The sequence below is a fragment of the Shimazuella sp. NTD247 genome, assembly GCF_059510415.1.
In genome coordinates this window covers 50322-70627 of record NZ_JCAJZU010000002.1, presented here as the reverse complement: position 1 = coordinate 70627, position 20306 = coordinate 50322, and the positions used below count along the sequence as shown (strand labels likewise).

The 20306-nt window shown below is 38.9% G+C and carries 21 protein-coding genes and 1 riboswitch; of the genes, 17 read left to right on the top strand and 4 right to left on the bottom strand.

Annotated features, from left to right (window positions below; translation table 11 throughout):
* Window positions 1-72: 72 nt before the first annotated feature.
* From AC5WOC_RS04635 to AC5WOC_RS04625, 3 genes are all read right to left on the bottom strand, one after another.
* A complete protein-coding gene (locus AC5WOC_RS04635; protein WP_496054230.1) occupies window positions 73-309 on the bottom strand; it encodes a hypothetical protein in 237 nt (78 codons plus the stop codon).
* Between the two features lie 109 nt (window positions 310-418).
* Window positions 419-1372 (bottom strand): superoxide dismutase, encoded by a 954-nt coding sequence (locus AC5WOC_RS04630; RefSeq protein ID WP_496054229.1) that lies wholly within the window; start codon window positions 1370-1372, stop codon window positions 419-421.
* Between the two features lie 84 nt (window positions 1373-1456).
* Window positions 1457-1750, bottom strand: a complete 294-nt coding sequence (locus tag AC5WOC_RS04625; protein ID WP_496054228.1) for a DUF2627 domain-containing protein — start codon at window positions 1748-1750, stop codon at window positions 1457-1459.
* 215 nt (window positions 1751-1965) lie between these two features.
* On the opposite strand from AC5WOC_RS04625, the gene yqiS reads away from it, so the two are divergent.
* From yqiS to lipB, 7 genes are all read left to right on the top strand, one after another.
* A complete protein-coding gene (gene yqiS / locus AC5WOC_RS04620; protein ID WP_496054945.1) occupies window positions 1966-2874 on the top strand; it encodes a phosphate butyryltransferase in 909 nt (302 codons plus the stop codon).
* 18 nt (window positions 2875-2892) lie between these two features.
* On the top strand, window positions 2893-3999 hold the full coding sequence (locus AC5WOC_RS04615) for a Glu/Leu/Phe/Val family dehydrogenase (RefSeq protein ID WP_496054227.1): 1107 nt from the start codon (window positions 2893-2895) through the stop codon (window positions 3997-3999).
* A gap of 83 nt (window positions 4000-4082) precedes the next feature.
* A complete protein-coding gene (gene lpdA, locus AC5WOC_RS04610; RefSeq protein ID WP_496054226.1) occupies window positions 4083-5489 on the top strand; it encodes a dihydrolipoyl dehydrogenase in 1407 nt (468 codons plus the stop codon).
* Window positions 5490-5511: 22 nt separating this feature from the next.
* Window positions 5512-6495: a thiamine pyrophosphate-dependent dehydrogenase E1 component subunit alpha gene (locus tag AC5WOC_RS04605; RefSeq protein WP_496054225.1), complete on the top strand. Its 984-nt coding sequence runs from the start codon at window positions 5512-5514 to the stop codon at window positions 6493-6495.
* 17 nt (window positions 6496-6512) lie between these two features.
* Window positions 6513-7496 carry an alpha-ketoacid dehydrogenase subunit beta gene (locus tag AC5WOC_RS04600; RefSeq protein ID WP_496054224.1) on the top strand — a complete coding sequence of 328 codons (984 nt, stop codon included), beginning with the start codon at window positions 6513-6515 and terminating at the stop codon, window positions 7494-7496.
* 19 nt (window positions 7497-7515) lie between these two features.
* Window positions 7516-8769 carry a dihydrolipoamide acetyltransferase family protein gene (locus AC5WOC_RS04595; RefSeq protein WP_496054223.1) on the top strand — a complete coding sequence of 418 codons (1254 nt, stop codon included), beginning with the start codon at window positions 7516-7518 and terminating at the stop codon, window positions 8767-8769.
* 28 nt (window positions 8770-8797) lie between these two features.
* Window positions 8798-9442, top strand: a complete 645-nt coding sequence (gene lipB, locus AC5WOC_RS04590; protein ID WP_496054222.1) for a lipoyl(octanoyl) transferase LipB — start codon at window positions 8798-8800, stop codon at window positions 9440-9442.
* Window positions 9443-9502: 60 nt separating this feature from the next.
* Here the strand turns inward: lipB and AC5WOC_RS04585 are convergent, their stop codons facing one another.
* On the bottom strand, window positions 9503-9679 hold the full coding sequence (locus AC5WOC_RS04585; protein WP_496054221.1) for a hypothetical protein: 177 nt from the start codon (window positions 9677-9679) through the stop codon (window positions 9503-9505).
* A gap of 136 nt (window positions 9680-9815) precedes the next feature.
* On the opposite strand from AC5WOC_RS04585, the gene AC5WOC_RS04580 reads away from it, so the two are divergent.
* From AC5WOC_RS04580 to AC5WOC_RS04535, 10 genes are all read left to right on the top strand, one after another.
* Window positions 9816-11381, top strand: coding sequence for an acyl-CoA mutase large subunit family protein (locus tag AC5WOC_RS04580; RefSeq protein ID WP_496054220.1), 1566 nt, complete (start codon window positions 9816-9818; stop codon window positions 11379-11381).
* A 19-nt stretch (window positions 11382-11400) separates the two neighbouring features.
* Complete coding sequence (locus tag AC5WOC_RS04575; protein ID WP_496054219.1) at window positions 11401-11823, top strand: cobalamin B12-binding domain-containing protein; 423 nt, start codon at window positions 11401-11403, stop codon at window positions 11821-11823.
* The gene (mce, locus tag AC5WOC_RS04570) at window positions 11804-12220 is read left to right on the top strand and encodes a methylmalonyl-CoA epimerase (RefSeq protein WP_496054218.1); all 417 of its coding nucleotides are present in this window, start codon (window positions 11804-11806) and stop codon (window positions 12218-12220) included. Before AC5WOC_RS04575 ends, mce begins: the two co-directional genes overlap by 20 nt.
* Before the next feature lie 3 nt (window positions 12221-12223).
* Window positions 12224-13765 carry an acyl-CoA carboxylase subunit beta gene (locus AC5WOC_RS04565; protein ID WP_496054217.1) on the top strand — a complete coding sequence of 514 codons (1542 nt, stop codon included), beginning with the start codon at window positions 12224-12226 and terminating at the stop codon, window positions 13763-13765.
* Window positions 13766-14227: 462 nt separating this feature from the next.
* Window positions 14228-15361, top strand: coding sequence for a M20/M25/M40 family metallo-hydrolase (locus tag AC5WOC_RS04560; RefSeq protein WP_496054216.1), 1134 nt, complete (start codon window positions 14228-14230; stop codon window positions 15359-15361).
* A 371-nt stretch (window positions 15362-15732) separates the two neighbouring features.
* Entirely contained in the window at window positions 15733-16335 is a 603-nt protein-coding gene (locus AC5WOC_RS04555) for a DedA family protein (protein ID WP_496054215.1), read from the top strand.
* A 542-nt stretch (window positions 16336-16877) separates the two neighbouring features.
* The gene (locus tag AC5WOC_RS04550) at window positions 16878-17144 is read left to right on the top strand and encodes a hypothetical protein (RefSeq protein ID WP_496054214.1); all 267 of its coding nucleotides are present in this window, start codon (window positions 16878-16880) and stop codon (window positions 17142-17144) included.
* Window positions 17145-17648: 504 nt separating this feature from the next.
* Window positions 17649-18866: a PqqD family protein gene (locus tag AC5WOC_RS04545; RefSeq protein ID WP_496054213.1), complete on the top strand. Its 1218-nt coding sequence runs from the start codon at window positions 17649-17651 to the stop codon at window positions 18864-18866.
* 357 nt (window positions 18867-19223) lie between these two features.
* Complete coding sequence (locus AC5WOC_RS04540) at window positions 19224-19640, top strand: hypothetical protein (protein ID WP_496054212.1); 417 nt, start codon at window positions 19224-19226, stop codon at window positions 19638-19640.
* A 149-nt stretch (window positions 19641-19789) separates the two neighbouring features.
* Window positions 19790-19948 carry a nucleotidyltransferase domain-containing protein gene (locus AC5WOC_RS04535; RefSeq protein ID WP_496054211.1) on the top strand — a complete coding sequence of 53 codons (159 nt, stop codon included), beginning with the start codon at window positions 19790-19792 and terminating at the stop codon, window positions 19946-19948.
* A 238-nt stretch (window positions 19949-20186) separates the two neighbouring features.
* A riboswitch (SAM riboswitch) is annotated at window positions 20187-20299 on the top strand.
* Window positions 20300-20306: the final 7 nt, after the last annotated feature.

Sequence of the window (20306 nt, the reverse complement as noted above, 5' to 3'; positions counted from 1 at the left end):
AAGAAAAGGTACTGAGTGAAACGGCCGGGTTATTCCTTACCAAAGGAGTATACCCGGCCGCACGCGTTCTTTTCATTTGATTCGTACCATTTCTTTTCGTTTTAACAAGATACGGTGGGTCTTTTTTGCTTCGCGAATTTTTAAAAATATTGATCCTGCCTCTTGGTATTGTTTTCCGATCAGTGCACGTTTGTATGCGTTCTTTAACGGTGCAACTGTTTCCTTATAATAAACGTTCGCTTTGTTCGTATAACGTGCTTTTGCCCCGTGTTGTTTTTCTTTGTCTTTTGTCTTTCTTTTTTTGCTCATCCTTTCTTTCTCTCCCTTCTTTTCCATAAATAGTTCGAAGGATATAAATTACCAGATGGATATAGAATTTTCTGTTTAGTGTATAATTTCATTATATCTAAACGTGAATTTAATATGGCGTCCATGCTAACTTTTTTGCTTTGCGGTAACGATCTTGCACTGTTTCCCAATTCACAATGTTCCACCAATTTTTTATATATTCTTTGCGTTTGTTTGGATACTTTAAGTAATAAGCATGCTCCCAAATATCCAAAGGAAGTAGTGGTAATGCATCCCATTGAGAAAGATTCTGGTGTTTTTCGGCTTGTAATATTTCAAGCCGTTGTGACCGTGGACTATAGATGAGAATAGCCCATCCTCCGCCTTCGACTTTTTCTGCTGCTTCGGAGAAATGTCTCTTAAATTGATGGAAGCTGCCAAAGTAGCGGCAAATATCCCGTTTTAAAGATCCGCTAGGTTCTCCGCCCCCTTGTGGAGTCATTGTCTCCCAAAATAAAGTATGTAAATAATGTCCAGCACCATTAAACGCGAGTTCTCTTTCCCAATGTTTTACAAGATCATATTGATTGGTGATTCGTGCCTTTTCTAACATTTTTTCTGCTTTGTTCAGATCATCTACATATTTCTTGTGGTGTTCATCATGGTGTAAGTACATAGTTTGCTCGTCAATATATGGTTCTAGGGCATTATAGGCATAAGGAAGAGCAGGTAAAGTATGTTTTCCAATAGGTACCGGATCGTATGTATGGGTAGTAGTACTGTCTTCATTGCTCAAATACGCACTCGGATAAGCATTGGGATAGTATGAGGGGAAATTTTCTTCTTCTTGAATATTGGCATATTCTTTTTCGATATCGACTAGTTTTTTTAAATATTGATAATAACTGTTTGGGTTAGGAGTCGCAGTATTTACTTCTGCCTCTAATTTCTTTAATCGCTTTCGCAAGGCATGCTGGGATTCAGATAAGTAACTGTCTTGCATTAACCAATCTTGATGAAAGCGTATGGTTTCTAAAATAGGTTCTTTCAGCCATTTTTCATACCATTCTTGGTAACTGGACATTATAATCCCTCCCAATAGAAAAATATGCGAAAAAAAGATGTTACATGCATAAAAAAGATCCCTACTTTTAAAAAGTAAGAGATCTTAAACTTTATCTAAAAAAGCGTGTTTTTCTTTTTTGTAGTCATCTGTCTTTTTTAGCAGTTTCGGTTGGATTTTATTTTGTTTTTTATCCCGATAAAAAATAAATCCACCAACGATTGCAAGGCCTGCTAAGAAAAGGACTAAACCCAAAAGAAAGGTAATAATGGGGAAAGTTTGTCCAGCTGCAGTAGAAAATAAAATATCACGCATTAATGTCCAGCCATAGACACTCATTGCACCTGGCAAACACATCAGAACAATTGCTACAAGTCTTTGGAAAACTTGTTTTTGCATATACTGTCACCTTCCTATAAGTACGGTATCATTTTACTCCAATTTCGGCACGATATCCACCTGTGTGGTATGATAGAAATGTGCTATTTTTGATACATATTGGTGGACTGGTATTTTTCTATCTACAAATTCAAAAGAATCCAGTATCTAAAATAACCTTTTCGCAAACCCTATGAAAGGACACTAATGAGAAAAGAGGAATTGTTTTGGGCAAGTTGAAGACATTTCAAGATGTACTTGCAAAAGCAGAATCGCTTCCCTCTGTGACAGTAGCAGTGGCCGCGGCAGATGATCAAGAAGTTTTAGAAGCTGTTCTCGATGCAAAAAAACATGGAATTGCACAATTTGAGCTATACGGAAAAAAAGCAGAGATCGAAAAGATTAGTGAAAAAATCGGACTCTCTTTTGATGCTACAGAAGTGATTATTGATACACCTAGTGTTCAAGAAGCTTGCAGTAGTGCAGTGTCTGCTGTGAGAGAAGGAAAAGCAGATGTTGTGATGAAAGGTATGGTACAAACTGCTGATTTTTTAAGAGCGATTTTACATAAGGAAAAGGGTTTGCGAAGTGGAAAAGTTCTTAGTCATGTAGCAACTTTTGAAGTTTCAGGTTATGATCGACTTATTCATGTCACCGATCCTGCATTGAATGTTGCTCCAACATTGCCGGAAAAGGCGCAGATTGTGGAAAATGTTGTGACTCTTTGTCACTCATTGGGTTGCGAAGAACCAAAGATAGCAGCTCTCGGAGCAGTAGAGGTAATAAACCCAAATATGCAAGCGACTCTTGATGCTGCTGCACTAGCTCAGATGAACCGTCGAAAGCAACTAAAAGGTGCATTGGTGGATGGTCCGTTTGCTCTGGACAACGCGATATCTGTTGAAGCCGCTGTGCATAAAGGGATTGAAAGCCCAGTTGCAGGAAAAGCAGATGTTTTGCTAGTTCCGGATATCGAAGCAGGGAATATTTTGTACAAATCAATGGTTTATTTTGCTAAAGCGAAAATCGGTGCATTGGTACTTGGCGCGAAAGCACCTGTCGTATTGACATCTCGTGCAGATTCAGCAGAAGCAAAACTTTACTCGATTGCACTTGCTGTCATACAGGCCAACTCAAATCGGTAATGAATGAAGGGGATTACCATGAAATTGTTTGATCGATTACAAGAAAGCAATTATGAACAGTTAGTTTTTTGTCAAGATGATGTTTCCGGATTAAAAGCAATTATATGTATACATGATACAACCTTAGGTCCTGCACTTGGCGGTTTGCGTATGTGGAATTACCAGTCAGATGAGGAAGCGATTGAGGACGTACTTCGCCTAGCAAAAGGAATGACATATAAAGCAGCAGTGGCTGGTCTCAACTTAGGTGGCGGCAAAGCTGTAATCATTGGGGATTCACGGAAAGATAAGAGTGAGGCTCTTTTTCGTATGTTTGGAAGATATGTTGAAGGGTTGAATGGCAGGTATATTACTGCTGAGGATGTAGGGACAACAGAAAGTGATATGGAATTGATTCATTTGGAAACAAACTATGTTACAGGTTACTCTTCTGCATCTGGATCGGCTGGAAATCCTTCCCCAGCCACCGCTTATGGTGTTTATCAAGGTATTCGAGCTGCTGCAAAAGAGGCGTATGGGAATGCTTCTCTAGAAGGGAAAACCATTGCAGTACAGGGAGTTGGAAATGTTGCTTTCCGCCTACTTGGTTATTTGGCAAAAGAAGGAGCGAATTTGGTCGTTACGGATATTCATGAGGAACAAGTAGCGAGAGCAGTTGTAGAGTATGGTGCTACCTCTGTTTCTCCTAATGAAATCTACGATGTGAATTGTGATATTTTTGCTCCTTGCGCTTTAGGTGCAGTGATCAACGATAAAACAATTGATCGACTAAAATGTAGAATTGTAGCAGGAGCTGCGAATAACCAGTTACATGAACCAAGACACGGTGAATTACTGCAGCAGAAAAATATTCTTTATGTACCGGATTATGTTATTAATGCTGGTGGAGTCATTCATGTTGCTGATGAGCTGACTGGTTATAATGAAGATAGAGTAATGCAAAAAGTAGAGAACATCTATGATACGGTCCTAAATATTTTTGCTATCTCCAAACAAGAAGGATTGACAACACATTTAGCTGCAAACCATCTTGCAGAAGAGCGGATCGAAAAAATAAAACATGTTCGAAGTCGATTTAATCGAAATGCAAGGCATGCATTGAATTTGGATAGAAAAAGTAGATAATTATAAAAGAAGAACCAGCTCCATGGAGCTGGTTAGGTGAATTTATCCTTGGTAAATTTTTAATGTGAGAAAGAAGTGGGTGCATGGCACAACATTATGACTTAGTCATCGTAGGTGGAGGACCAGGAGGATATGTTGCAGCAGCACATGCTGCTGAGCGAGGAATGAAAGTAGCACTTGTTGAAAAAGAAAAAGTTGGAGGAGTGTGTCTCCATAAAGGCTGTATACCAAGTAAATCGCTACTGAAAAGTGCGGAAATGTATCAAGCGATGAAAGATAGTAGTTCCTATGGAATTGAGTCAACGGAAGTACGTTTAGATATGAAATCAGTTCAGCGTAGAAAAAAAGAAATAGTTGCAAGTTTACATCAAGGTGTAAATAATTTGTTGCATGGAAATAAAGTTGATGTATATCATGGTACTGGCAGATTAATGGGGCCGTCTATTTTTTCTCCGTTAGCAGGTGGTACAATAGCAGTCGAAAAAGAAGAGGCAGAAGCAGAGATGCTTGTTCCTAAATTTGTGCTGCTTGCAACTGGGTCAAGACCAAGACCTTTACTTGGTTTAGAAGTAGATCATGAGTATATACTCAACTCGGATGATGCTTTAGAATTACAGGAATTACCTGCATCGATGTTAATTATTGGGGCGGGTGCCATTGGCATAGAATGGGCTTCTATGCTCAGTGATATGGGTGTACAAGTTATATTAGTAGAATATGCAGATCGTATTTTACCGTTAGAAGATGCAGAGATAAGTAATGAGATGAAACGAATTTTAGAAGAGCGGAATGTAACGATTTGGACAGATTCGAAAGTAGAGGCTCTCGGTGTAGAAAAAGAAAATGGCCAAGTGACGCTGACAATAACCAACCATAAAACAGGTACAGACCACACCATAACTATCAATCAGGTTCTTGTTTCTATTGGTAGAGATGCCAATACAGAAGATTTGGGATTGGACAATACCAATATTCAGGTGGAACGTGGCGTTATTCAAGTCAATAATTCCTATCAAACAGAGGAATCCCATATTTATGCGATTGGAGATGTTATCGGAGGTTATCAATTAGCACATGTAGCATCTCGAGAAGGGATACTAGCTGTAAATCATATGTTAGGAGATAAAGTGGAATTAATAAATCCAAATCATGTTCCACGTTGTACATATAGTCGACCAGAGGTAGCAAGTATCGGGTTGACAGAACAAGCTGCTAAAGAGCAGGGATATGAAGTATCCATAAGTAAATTTCCATTGAGGTATCTTGGAAAACCGCTTGTATATGGTAATACTCAAGGCTTTATAAAAATTGTTGGGGATAAGAAAACACAAGATCTACTTGGAGTTCATCTCATTGGGATACAAGCGACTGAATTAATTTCTACAGCAAGTTTAGCGAAGTTTCTTGATGCTTCGCCATGGGAAATAGGTCAAGTAATATATCCACACCCAACTTTTTCGGAAATATTTGGAGAAGCAATAAAAAAATAAAGATAGCTAGAGAGGAGTTAGCATGAGACATCAACAGTTAGGACTAAGTGTGGAACAAGTAGTAGAAATGTATCGCTATATGTTGTTATCAAGAAAAGTAGACGAAAAGATGTGGCTTTTGAATCGTGCAGGTAAAATTCCTTTTGTCGTATCTTGTCAAGGCCAAGAGGCGACACAAATTGGTACTGCATATGCTCTGGATCGTGAAAAAGACTGGTTATGTCCTTATTATCGTGATTTAGGAATGGTACTGATGTTTGGACAAACAGCGAAAGATCAGATGTTATCCGCATTTGCGAAAAAAGATGACCCAAATAGTGGTGGCAGGCAAATGCCCAATCATTTTGGAGATCATCGTTTTCGTATTTTGTCTGGTTCTAGCCCTGTTACTACCCAAGTTTTGCATGCAGTTGGGATTGCATATGCAGGAAAAATTACAGGAGAATATCCAGTAGTACTTACTTCTTGCGGAGAAGGATCAAGTAATCAAGGAGATTGGCATGAAGCGTTAAATTTCGCTGGTGTTCATCAGCTGCCAGTAATCTTTTTAGTTGAAAATAACAAATACGCGATTTCCGTCCCCCTTCATAAGCAGCTTGCAGGCGAAAATGTTGCTGCAAGAGGCCAAGGTTATGGTATGCCAGGTGTTCAAGTCGACGGTAACAATGTATTTGATGTTTATGAAGTAATGCAGCAAGCGGTAAAAAGAGCAAAAAATGGGGAAGGGCCAACATTGATTGAGGCTATTTCGTATCGTTTAACACCGCATTCGAGCGATGATGATGATTTATCTTATCGTACAAAAGAAGAAATAGATGCTGCGAAAAAACAAGATGGACTATTTGTTCTAGAAAAATATCTAGATGAGAACGAGTTATGGACAGAAGAAAGCAAAAAAGTGATGCAAGAAGAGATTAATGCAGAAATTACGGAAGCTATTAGATTTGCGGAAGCAGCGCCACATCCTGATCCTGCCGATTTGTCCAAACATGTTTTTGCCAGATAGAGAGAGGAGAATAGGAGATGCCTGTTATTTCTTATATAGATGCTGTTACAGAGGCAATTCGGGAGGAAATGGAACGGGATCCTAAAGTATTTGTCTTAGGAGAAGATGTAGGTGTGCGTGGAGGAGTTTTTCGTGCAACTAATGGTCTGATTGAGCAATTTGGGGAAGATAGAGTGCTGGATACGCCTTTGACTGAGTCTGCTATCGTAGGAGTAGGAATCGGATCGGCAGCTTATGGACTGCGTCCAATAGCAGAAATTCAATTTGCTGATTTTATTATGCCTGCTGTTAATCAGATTATCAGTGAAGCGTCGAAAATGCGGTATCGCTCCAATGGTACTTGGCAATGTCCGATGGTTATCCGCGCACCTTATGGTGGAGGGATTCATGGGGCATTGTATCATTCACAAAGTGTGGAAGCTCTGTTTACAGGAGTGCCTGGCTTGAAAATAGTAGCCCCAAGTACACCATACGATATCAAAGGTTTGCTCAAAGCTTCCATTCGAGATAATGATCCTGTGTTGTTTTTTGAACATAAAAAACTATATCGTTTTATTAAAGAAGAAGTACCAGAAGAAGAATATATCCTTCCTATAGGGAAAGCAGATATAAAAAGAGAAGGTTCAGATGTTACCGTTATTACATATGGTTTGATGGTACATTATACATTAGAAGCAGCGAAAAAGCTTGCAGAAGAAGGTATTGATGTACATGTCTTGGATTTACGTACGTTAATTCCACTTGATAAAGAAGCAGTATTAGAAGCAACGAAGAAAACCGGAAAAGTATTGATTGTTCATGAAGATAATAAAACAAGTGGATTTGGCGCTGAAGTAGCTGCGGTAATAGCAGAAGAAGCATTTTTTGATTTGGATGCACCGGTTGGCCGTTTATGCAGTCCTGATGTGCCTTCTATGCCTTATAATTCAAAATTAGAGAAAGCTTTTATGTTGAATCCAGATAAAATAGCAAATGCTATTCGTGAACTAGCAGAACTGTAGTCGATGAGGAGAGGAAAAAATGACTATTGATATTGTCATGCCTCAATTGGGTGAAAGTGTTACAGAAGGAAAGATTTCGAAGTGGTTAAAGGAGCCGGGAGATCGAGTAGAAGAGTACGAGCCCATTTGCGAAGTAGAAACAGATAAAGTAAATACAGAAATTCCTTCATTGTATAGTGGCACGATGGGACAAATTTTTGCAAAAGAAGGGCAGACGATTGCTGTAGGAGAACTAATATGCCAAATGGAAACAGAATCAAGCCATTCTTTAACGTCAGAGGTACCAAAGTTGGATGAAATAGCTATCGCTCCTCAGCAAGATCAGCAAGATAATGATACATCGATGAAACATAGGTATTCCCCTGCTGTTTTGCGCTTAGCAGAAGAGAATCAAATCGACCTGCGGACCATAACAGGCAGTGGAAAAGGAGGACGGATCACTCGAAAAGATGTACTTCAAGCAATTGAATCTCTTTCCAACGAAGTTTCTGTTGATTCTAATCCAGCACCAAAAGCTCCATCTAGACCATCTGTTAACAGCAATGTAGTTTCTAAAGAAGTCGAGCAATCAGCTGTCGTGGGTGGTGACAAAGTAGTACCTCTTACAAGTATTCGAAGAACAATAGCAAAGCGTATGGTTCAATCAAAGACCGAAATTCCACATGCATGGACAATGATGGAAGCAGATGTCAGCGGTTTGGTTGCACTGCGAAATAAGTATAAAGATGATTTTGCAGCAAACGGGATTCCACTGACCTTTATGCCTTTCTTCATCAAGGCTACAGTTGATACATTACGCGAGTTCCCATATGTAAATGCAGTATGGGGAGAAGAAAATATTATTTTGAAAAAAGATATTAATATTTCTGTTGCGATTGCTGCAAATGATGCGTTGTATGTACCTGTAATCCACCAAGCAGATGAGAAAAATATATTTGGTCTTGCTCGATCATTGCAGCATTTGATTCATAAAACAAGAAGTAGCTCGTTAGGAATTGCAGATACAAAAGGCGGAACTTTTACTGTAAATAATACAGGGAGTTTTGGTTCAATCGCATCGCAACCGATTATTAATCAGCCACAAGTAGCGATATTATCTTTTGAATCTATCGTAAAGAAACCTGTAGTTATTGACGATATGATCGCTGTTCGTCAAAGAATGAATTTATGTCTATCACTGGATCATCGTGTTTTAGATGGGCTTACGGCAGGTCAATTTTTAGCAAGAGTAAAAGAACGATTAGAATCTTATCAAGCTAGTACTCCTCTATAAAAACTTAGACAGAGAAGAGTGTGTCGTCATGTTTGAGGTGCAAAAACTAGGAAAAGTAGCATATCATCCGATGTGGGATCAGCAAAGAAAAATCGTGCATGCAGTCGATAAGGGAGAAATGGCAGATCAATTACTGCTATTGGAACATCCGCATACGGTGACGATGGGGAGAGGAAGTCATCTTCAAAACTTGCTTTTGTCGGCACAAGATTACCAAGCAAAAGGGATTGACCTCGTTGAGATTGATCGAGGCGGTGATGTAACGTATCATGGGCCAGGTCAACTAGTAGGTTATCCGATCTTTTATTTGGGAGATCAGCGACATGATGCTCATTCATATCTTCGCGATATCGAAGAATCGTTGATTATAGCTATTTCTCATTTTGGGATAACAGGAACACGAAAAGAAAAACATACAGGTGTATGGGTCGATGATGAAAAAATAGCAGCGATTGGAGTTAAGTTTCATAAGTCCCGTGAAAAAAGAGGATATATAACGAGTCATGGTTTTGCGTTGAACGTAAATACGGATTTACGATATTTTTCTACCATTATACCATGTGGAATAACGGACTATGGCGTAACATCTATCGCTAAAATTTTGGGTCAAGATGTGGATATGGAAATAGTAATGGCATATGTTACAGATGCAATGAAGCAGATTTTTACATAGAAACCGCGGTAAAATAGTTTACCGCGGTTCCTATAACTTTTTTTCATTTGCGTTTGTGAGTTACTGAATCCCAACAAATAGATCATAGAGAGATAGAAGCGTAACTACAACTACACCGAGTGTGAATACGCCGCCGATGTAAAAACCAGGGGTGTTACCAGTCTTTTTGTTATACGTGGTACCGATAATTGCAAGAATACTGGTGATTACAAGTAGTGGGACCATAAAATATTCCATAAATGAATTTCACCTGCTTTCGTAAACATCCACATAGAAGAGTATACTCATATTTGAAATAAAAAAACAATCCCAAAAGCATTTTTTAAGAATTGTGATGAGCAGGTTCTTCTTATATGCATGGAGGAATGTAAAAATGGAACGAAAAAAAGCTTTTGCAACACTCTCTCGTATTCCTTTAAAGACAGTATATGACGAATCAGATATACTTAACCATAATAATGCACCTGGAGAATTTCCATATACAAGAGGTATTCATACCAATATGTATCGCAGTAGACTTTGGACCATGCGACAATATGCTGGTTTCGGCTCTGCAGAGGAGACGAATAAGCGTTATCGTTATTTGCTGGATCAAGGGCAGACAGGACTAAGTGTAGCATTCGACTTGCCCACTCAAATTGGCTATGATTCTGATGATCCAATGAGTATGGGGGAAGTTGGTAAAGTCGGTGTTGCCATCGATTCACTCGCTGATATGGAGAAATTGTTTGAAGGTATTCCTTTGGATAAAGTCAGTACATCCATGACGATCAATGCTCCGGCAGCTATTTTGTTAGCGATGTATATTGTTACAGCAGAAAAACAAGGGGTAAACTCAAAACATATACGCGGTACGATTCAAAATGATATTTTAAAAGAATATATCGCTCGTGGAACCTATATTTTCCCGCCAAAACCGTCCATGCGGTTGATCACAGATGTTTTTCAATATGCGATGGACAATACACCGTCTTTTAATACGATTAGTATCAGCGGGTATCATATTCGCGAAGCAGGTTCAGATGCTGTTCAAGAAATCGCTTTTACTATAGCAAATGCAATAGCTTATGTAGAAGCAGCACTGCAAGTTGGACTGGATATTGACCAATTTGCTCCAAGATTATCTTTTTTCTTCAATGCTCACAATCATTTTCTAGAAGAAGTAGCAAAATTTCGTGCCGCAAGGAGAATGTGGGCAACAATCATGCGCGATCGTTTCGCTGCAAAATCGCCAAAATCGATGCAACTTCGTTTTCATACTCAGACAGCAGGCTCGACGTTGACCGCACAACAGCCAGATAACAATATTGTGCGTGTTACTTTGCAAGCGCTTGCAGCAATATTTGGAGGGACACAGAGCCTGCATACAAATGCTCGAGATGAAGCGTTGGCACTGCCAACCGAACAATCCGCTCGGATAGCTCTACGCACACAACAAATAATTGCACATGAGAGTGGAGTGGCAGATACCGTTGATCCTTTTGGCGGATCCTATGTAGTTGAAAGCCTTACAGATCAGATAGAAACATCAGCTTACCGATATCTTCGTGAAATAGAAGAACTGGGAGGCGCAGTGGCAGCAGTAGAGCAGGGATATATGCAGCGAGAGATTCGTAAAACAGCCTTAGCGACTCAAAGAGAAATAGAATCCGGAGAACAAGTCATCGTCGGCTTAAATCAATTCAAAATCAAACAAGAGACACCAGCGGATATAATGCGAATTAACCCGATGTTAGCAAACAAGCAAATAGATTCATTGAATGAACTTAAACAAAAAAGAGACAATGCACGAGTTCAAATAGCTCTGCGAGAACTCCAACAAGCTGCAAATCAAGACCAAAACGTGATGCCTTATTTGTTGCAAGCAGTTAGAGCTTATGCAACGATCGGAGAGATATGCAATACATTGCGCAAAGTATTTGGAGAATATGCTGTTTAAGGAGAAGGGAGCTTTGTTGATGAATAAACCCATTCGGGTATTGATTGCCAAACCGGGACTAGACGGCCATGATCGAGGAGCTCTTATTATTGCTCAAGCATTGCGTGATGATGGAATGGAAGTAATTTATACAGGAATTCGCCAAACACCAGCTCAGATCGTTGCTACTGCTATTCAAGAGGATGTAGATTTAATCGGTTTATCTTGCCTGTCGGGGGCTCACAATGAACTTTTCGCAGAAGTTATTCGTTTGTTAGATGAGCAAAGTGCATCTGATATTCCGATATTTGCCGGAGGAGTTATTCCAGACTCGGATATTCCTCATCTTAAACAAATGGGCATTAAAGAAGTCTTTCCACCTGGCAGTACAATCAAAGAAACAATTGCCTTTATTCGACATTTGTTTGCAATGGAGGAGACGAATGAGTCTAAACAAAATTAGTCATATCGGAATCGCTGTGAAATCGATTGACGAATGGAAGGCGTTTTATCAAGACATACTTGGTTTTGCATTTCTAGGAGAAGAAATCGTAGAGAGTGAACGTGTACGAGTGGCATTTTTTCAAATTGGCGAAAGCAGAATTGAACTGTTGGAACCTATCGATGAAGATAGTCCAATTACAGCGCATATTCAAAAGAGAGGAGAAGGATTTCATCATGTTGCTTATGAGGTTGAGAACATTGAAGACGATATGGAACAATTACAAGCACAAGGTTTAACATTTATCCAAACTGCCCCGAAAAATGGAGCACATCAATCAAAGATAGCTTTTCTGCACCCATCTTCAACAGGAAAAGTGCTTATTGAGCTTTGCCAACCCCAGTCCAAGGAGGAATAAGGAATGCACAAAGAGTTGGATGAACTAAATCGTAGACGGAAGAAAGTGTTGCAAGGGGGCGGTGAAGAACGGATAGCTGCACAACATAAAAGAGGAAAACATACTGCTCGAGAGCGTATTGAAATGTTGTTAGATGAAGGTTCATTTGTTGAATTAAATATATTTACCAAGCATCGAATGACTTCTTTTGGGATGGATAAGGAAGAGGCTCCTGGAGAGGGGGTGGTAACGGGAAGTGGAAAGATTGATGGGAGAATGGTGTATTTGTTTGCCCAAGATTTCACTGTATTTGGCGGGGCACTCGGAGAGATGCATGCACTAAAAATAGCGCGTATCATGGACTTGGCAGCCCAAAACGGCGCGCCGATCATCGGTTTAAATGATTCTGGTGGCGCTCGAATTCAAGAAGGTGTGTTGTCTCTTGATGGATATGGTCATGTATTTCGAAGAAATGTAATGTATTCAGGGGTTGTTCCACAAATTTCCATTATTCTTGGTCCTTGTGCCGGTGGAGCAGTTTATTCTCCAGCATTAACTGATTTTGTCTTTATGGTGGAGAAGAAAAGCCAGATGTTTATTACTGGTCCAAAAGTGATTGAGACAGTAACAAGAGAAAAAATTACTGCTGAAGAACTCGGCGGAGCGGATGTTCATGCGAGTCGAAGCGGAAATGTGCATTTTACTTTTCCCTCTGAAACGGAAGTTTTTGAAAATGTTCGGAGATTATTAAAATATTTACCACAGAGTAATAGGGAAAATTCACCAGTGGAAAAAGTACCTGATCAAGAAAATTGGGTAGAAGATTTAATAAATATAGTCCCAACAGAAGGAATGAAAGCCTATGATGTAAAAAAAGTAATAGAGAACATTTTTGATAATGGTGACTTTTTAGAAGTACATCAAAAATTTGCTCGAAATTTGGTTGTAGGTTTTGCGCATTTAAATGGAAAAGCAGTAGGTGTAGTCGCAAACCAGCCAAAATTTATGGCAGGGGGGTTGGATATTGACGCGTCGGACAAACTAAGTCGTTTTGTTCGATTTTGTGATTGTTTTCATATACCACTCATTACTTTTGTAGATGTTACGGGTTTCTTTCCTGGTGTCATGCAAGAACATCAAGGAATTATTCGACATGGTGCTAAAATTATTTATGCTTATACCGAAGCGACTGTACCAAAAATAACAGTAATACTTCGTAAAGCATTTGGCGGAGCCTATGTTGCCTTAAATAGTAAATCGATAGGAGCGGATTTGGTCTATGCATGGCCTTCTGCAGAGGTAGCTGTCATGGGTCCAGAAGGCGCAGCTAATATTATATTTCAACGAGAGATAGACGAGAGCAAGACCCCAGAAGAGATGAGAAAAGCCAAGATTAGGGAGTACAAAGATCAATTTGCGAACCCTTATGTAGCTGCTGCGTACGGTATGGTAGATGATGTAATTGATCCACGAGAGACGAGGAAAAAATTAATACAATCGTTAGAGATGTTGGAGCGCAAAAAGGTGAATACGCCTAGCAAAAAACATGGCAATATGCCCTTGTAATAATTCTGTAAAATACGTATAATATAAATGTAATAAAAGTGCGCTGTCCTACCTACATCTAAGATAAAATCAACTAAAATTTAAAATAAATTAACTATACCTGTTCGTTTTAAATCTGTGCAAATCTCCTCCTACACTTAATAGGAGCATATTCGTATTTGCGAAAACATGGTCGATTCGATTGGGGGACAAAAGAAACGTGAGTTTATTTATGATTAATTGGAATAAAAGCTATGTTATTGGTGTCATAGCAAATAATGAGAGAAAGGAGAGCTACATGTATCTATTTTGACAGTTAAAATAGATACAATACGGCAGGAACTTGTCGGAATTAACGCCTCTGGAGTGTTACACCAAACGCATGCATTTACTGCGACACGTGGAAAGAGGAAAAATATAAACTCATAGGGGAAAATAGTTCGGAAAAATGAGTTTATATTAAAACAGTAGCATACGTGAACGGTGGTAAATAAAAATCGGTTAATCGACGAATTTATACGGTTGGTGCAAATTGACAGTGAATCAGGGAACGAGCGAGCCATTTGTGATTTTCTAAAAGAGAAATTGTCTTCTCTTGGTCTAGATGTTGTGGAGGATTGTTCTGCCACGTTTACCAAACATGGTGCTGGAAACTTAGTGGCTACTTATACAGGTAGCATTCCAGATGCTCCAACCATTTATTTCACATCTCATATGGATACTGTAGCACCAGGCAAGAAGGTGAAACCTTCAATACTCGGAGATTATATCGTGACGGACGGAACAACCATTTTAGGTAGTGATGATAAAGCTGGAATAGCTGCTATCATTGAAGGAATACGTCTGCTACGTGAATGGAAGATACCTCATGGAAACTTGCAGTTTGTTTTTACAGTCGGGGAAGAATCAGGTCTTGTAGGTGCACGTCATCTGGACAAATCATTGATGGAAGCAGAATACGGTTTTGCCTTCGATGCTGGGGGCCAAGTGGGGGAAATTATTACTTCTGCGCCAGCGCAAGTAAAAATCGAAGCAGCTATCCATGGTAGAGCTGCCCATGCTGGATCAAGTCCAGAAGCAGGTATTAGTGCCATTCAGGTTGCAAGCCAAGCGATTTCCCGCATGAAATTAGGAAGAATTGATTCTGAAACAACTGCAAATATTGGGATGTTCCAAGGTGGAATTGCAACAAATGTCGTTCCTGAATATGTAAAAATATATGCGGAAGCCAGAAGCAGAAATGAGAAAAAACTGGTTAATCAAGTAGAAGAGATGGTTATGGCTTTTGAATTGACAGCCAAACAAATGGGTGCAACAGCAGAAGTGGAAACAAAATCATTATATCCAGGTTATTCCTTTACAGAACATGATCTAGTAGTACAAAAAGCAATTGCGGGCGTAAAAAAAGTTGGTCGGACTCCACATTTAGGCGTTAGTGGTGGAGGAAGCGATGCAAACGTATTAGCTGGTTATGGCATTCCTACTGTTAACTTAAGTATTGGTTACGAAAACATCCATACTACCAACGAAAGAATGTCTATTCCAGAGTTAGTCAAGGCAGCGGAATTAGTCGTTGCGTTAGTGGAGGAAAGTGCTTATGAAAAAGCTCTTTCATAGCGTAGCCATTCATACTTTACTGCTTTATTGAAAAATAGCACTTATAATTTTATACCAATGTCAATCCGAGCTAACTTCGGGTTGGCTTTTTATTTGCGGTTCGAAATACTAAACTCAGTGCTGAGAGACAGCATAGATAGAGAATGGAGTCCAAGTGACTACTTACCCTTCTGAATTCCAGGAACTGATCTGAAGGTCATCATTAAGAAGTGATCCATTTGGATTTCATCCGGGTAGTTGCCTTGCAGCTATTCAGACAGTAACAATAATGTATAAATAAATAGAAATATAGGCAAAAAAGTGTCCAAATCCTTATTGGTTTGGATTCTTTTTGTTTAAAAAAGGCAAAACTGAAGAGAGGAGGATAGGATATGTGGTTACATCATATGTTTCACATGGTTCATCATTATGGATATATCGGTATTTTTGGACTTTTAATGTTTGGGATGGTAGGAATACCAATTCCAGATGAATTTTTAATGACCTTCGCTGGATATTTCATCAAACTTCATCAGTTGAATTATGTTTTGACTGTGTTAACTGCTTTTATTGGAAGTATGGTCGGAATAACATTTAGCTTTTTGATCGGAAGATTTTTGGGGCTGCCTTTCTTACATCGATATGGAAAACGGATTGGACTTACCCATGAAAGATATGAAAAAGTAGAAGCATGGTTTGAGCGCTTTGGCAAGATAACGATTATTTTTGGATTTTTTATACCAGGGATACGACATTTGACTGCAATTTATGCTGGAATCAGCCGGTGGACTTATTGGACTTTTTTTACCTATGCTTTTATTGGATGTTTCATTTGGGTTATGGTGTTTATCAATCTCGGACTCTTATTTGGAGAACACTGGAAAGAGTATACAATTTTGATGCATAAAGGGATTTTGCTTTTTACTCTTGTTGTGATAGTCACTCTGGTTGGGGTATGGATAGTGAAAAAAAGAAAGAGCAGCTCTAGAATTTAAATAAATTTGATATAATAATGCATGTCTGCTGAAGGTCGGCAAGTGAAGAAGGGAAGTCTTCACGGCTTCGTACCTGTCTGAAAATAACACAGATGTAACGACCAAGAACCTCCTAGATGATTTTAAGCTGTTCAGTGGAAGTCAGGAATCGATTTTTTTCGGTAACTACGAAATTATCATCTATCAGAAGAACGGAAGGGTGTCTCTGATGTAAGTGAGGTTGATATTAATAATCCCGCAAAGAAATCTTACAAAATCCCTGGGACAGAGGTAGAGATTTGTTTTAAGTGAGGAGTCAGGTAGGACTTTGGCTCTGGGTGATCAAGAACGATTACCCAGAGCTCAAATTTAATAAAAAAGATATCGAAATGTTGCTAAAAAGTTTGTTACGTATAGAATTAGTAACAATATTATCGGAATAGATTGTAATGCGATGAATGGAATATATTTATTTTTATGACTATTCCCTTTATGGAATTTTGTTTTATAATAAAATGAGAATGCTGAGAGCCAGCATTTCTACTTGATTGAATGGAGTTTCCATGCCTGATTACCAGTCAACAAAGAACCGGCGTGTCTCTATCAAAAACCTCCCAAACGGTTGGGATAAGAAGAAGAATGTTAGCGTTATGGATCAAGAGTGGGTAGACATTGGTGAGATCACGATCAAGATCTATTCTTCAGATGATAAGAGTCACCCTGGAAAGGTAGTTGTATTTCTTTCAGGAAAAATGGAACGCATTTACAAACCTAATGACACTGGTACCAAAACCATTCATGGCTCCAACGTACAGATTTGCATTAAGTAAAAGTCGCGTGGTTCTCGTCTGGGTAGTTGCTTGCGGCTACCCAGACTCCAAATATGTTCAAACCAACGAAATATAAAGAAGCACCAGAAGGATGAGTAATTCTACTCATCCTTTCATCATCTTTATCATGGTAGATATTGTAGTCGCATCTGGGAGAGGTTCATTCTAAATGGAATAGAAAATAATTTTATCAAGTATATTGACTATATATATTATTTTTTATACATTAACAAATAAGAACTATACTAATTATAAGTATATTCTTTATCATTAAAACTCCAAATTTAAGGGGGTTACCTGATTGAAAATTAAAATTAAAAAAGTAGCAAAAGTGAAACCAACCAAATCTCTGGAATAATTCAAATGATGGATGAATGAAGTTTGTATGGATGGCAAAAATTTATAAAAGTGAAACCGCTGCCATTACTAAATTTAGTTTAAGATCAAAGAAGCCACTATCCGCTCTGGACAGTGGCTTCTTTGATCAAAGTAGGTGACATCGAAGTGGTAACAATAGACAGCATATGTCAATTTCATCGTCTTTCGAGTAGAGAAGAAAACGAGGATGAAGTTTTGATTGGGCGCCTTGATCTTGGAGAGTTTATTATTCTACCAAAGATGGCGATCCAGATTATAGAGCTACTGGGAGAAGGAAAAACAGTAGGCGAAACGAAACATATCATGGAACAGCAGTTGCAGCAAGAGATCGATGTTGTTGGATTTGTAGAAGATTTAATTCATGAGTATCCATTTATTTATCAGATTGATGAAAAAGTAGTAAATGAGAAAGTGGAGCAAAAGGAGCAGTTTCCTTGGTTAACAAGTCGAATTGGTCAACTCTTGTTTAATCGTTACAGCTACATTTTCGTTTCCTTGTTATTTATTTTTTGTGTATTTCTTACAGTCTTTAATCCGGATTATATACCAAGATACCAAGATTTTTTCATAGGTCGTTCCCAATCAGTTATTCTCATTCTTTTCTTTTTTATTAATTTTTTTCTTCTATTTTTACATGAAGTCTCTCATTTGTTAGCGGCTCGTTCTCTCGGAGTGGATGGTCGTATCGGTTTTAGTCATCGGCTTGTCTTCCCAGTGGCAGAAACAGATATGTCAGGAATTGTTTTACTACCAAGAAAAAAACGATACAAACCTATCCTTGCAGGGATTATGTTTGATTTTACACTTGTAATTCTCTGTGTTTTACTTCTTTGGCTTCAAGATTTAGGAGTCTTTTCTTTTTCATCTTTTCAAATTAGCCTAATTCGTTATTTAAATCTGGGGCTATGGCTAGGAATCGGATATCAATTCCTCTTTTTTATGGAAACGGACATTTATTACCTGATAGCCATCATGTTAAATAGTAATAATTTATTACATTATACGCGTTTGACCGTAAGAAAATGGTTCAAAAGAGTAAAGTCGGAAGAATTAGAAGAGCTATCACAGGTTTCAAACCGTGAAAAGAGATTTATTAGGGGTTATGTTTGGTTTTACATTTTTGGAGTGTGTTGGGCTATCTTTCTGTTCTTAACCTATACTATTCCAGCAGCTTATTTGCTTATCACCCAATCTTGGAACAAATTAATTATTTCAACTTTTTTCTCTTGGTCTTTAGTCGATGGAGTGCTAACCATTTTGATCACGCTTGTCCCATTTGCCATTTTATTATGGTCATGGAGTAGAGCGTTGGGCAATAACAAACAAAATCTTGGGAATGATTAACATAATCGTTAATTGACATAAGTCTAAGGCTGAGTATAATTACTCAGCCTCTTGATCACACCTATCATGGAGATATTGTAATTGCATCCGCATTTGTTTGGTCAATAACAACAAAATATACATCGATAAATCAAAATGAAACTCACTTACCTTTTTACCCTCTTGTAATTAAACCAGCACAAATCTCTGACGTTTTCTCTGCATGATGGGTCACCAAAACGTGCTGCAACTACTCAATTTCCTGTTTTTAAAAGTTGTTAGATTTTGGAGCATTCTATTCTCAATTTTTCTATTCATCTGATACAATAGATCATAGCCTACATCCATGGCTATCTGTCTAGTGAGAAAGAGAACACCATGGCTAAGACACCTCCTGCAACTGTGGGCGAGCTTCTGCGAATGTTCGCTTCGAAGACAAAGGATTTTGATCCTACAGCAGTGCGCACGCTGGCTGAAGCTGCCTTCAAGACTGGTCAGGCCAAGCTGGCACAACTGAAGATTCTGGATGATATCGAGGGTCTGAGCATCGAAATCAACCAGTACAACAACAGTAAGGACCACCAAAAGGGAGATGCCAAGTCCAAGGCTCATGGACAGAATCTCAACCGAATGAAGACCCTGCGAAATGAAGAGAGCAAAGCGGGTAGCAATTACGAGAGTATTCGCGTAGCGTCACTGGATAAGGTCAACGAGGTCACGGAGATCGACCGCCACAAACGGGACGATTTGTACATTGCCATGCTCGGTGCAGTAACTGGAGGTCGGTGGCGGTAGGTCATCTTTTCTCCACTAGCTACTAACCCCTCCTGCCCATTGCGAGCAGGAGGGATCAAAACAAAAATAAATCTTCGCTAAAAATAAACGAAATCCCACCATCATAAAATGCTGAGCGGGGTTTTTTGGGTAAAGGAGAGAGATTTCGATTGTCCCTTATCACTACATTTACAAATTATATGACTGAGCGGTTTGATTCCATCAAAGCGATTGTCATTTTTGGAAGTTATGCGAGAGGGGAGGAAAAGGCTGACTCTGATTTAGATGCATACTTGTTATTTAATCAATTGAATCCTGAAAAGCACTGATTTAGCAGTTATTCCAATGTGGTTTCAACATCCATCCATTTTGCAAGAACAGCTGGATCTGGATAAGGACAAGGTAGTGTCGTTGTTATTCTCCCTAATAGAAGGTAAGTTGAATAAATTTGCAGTCCAATATTGAGATTTTGTAAATATCTCCATTTTTTACACTTGAATATTGATGAGCTGGAAGAAAACGACTATAATTAAGTAAACCTATTGTTTAACTGAATATTTGTTAAATCTCTTATCCAGAGAGGCGGAGGGACTGGCCCGATGATGCCCGGCAACCCTAGTGATTGATTCACTAGAAGGTGCCAATTCCTGTAGAGACTACTTGTCTCTAACAGATAAGATGCGGATC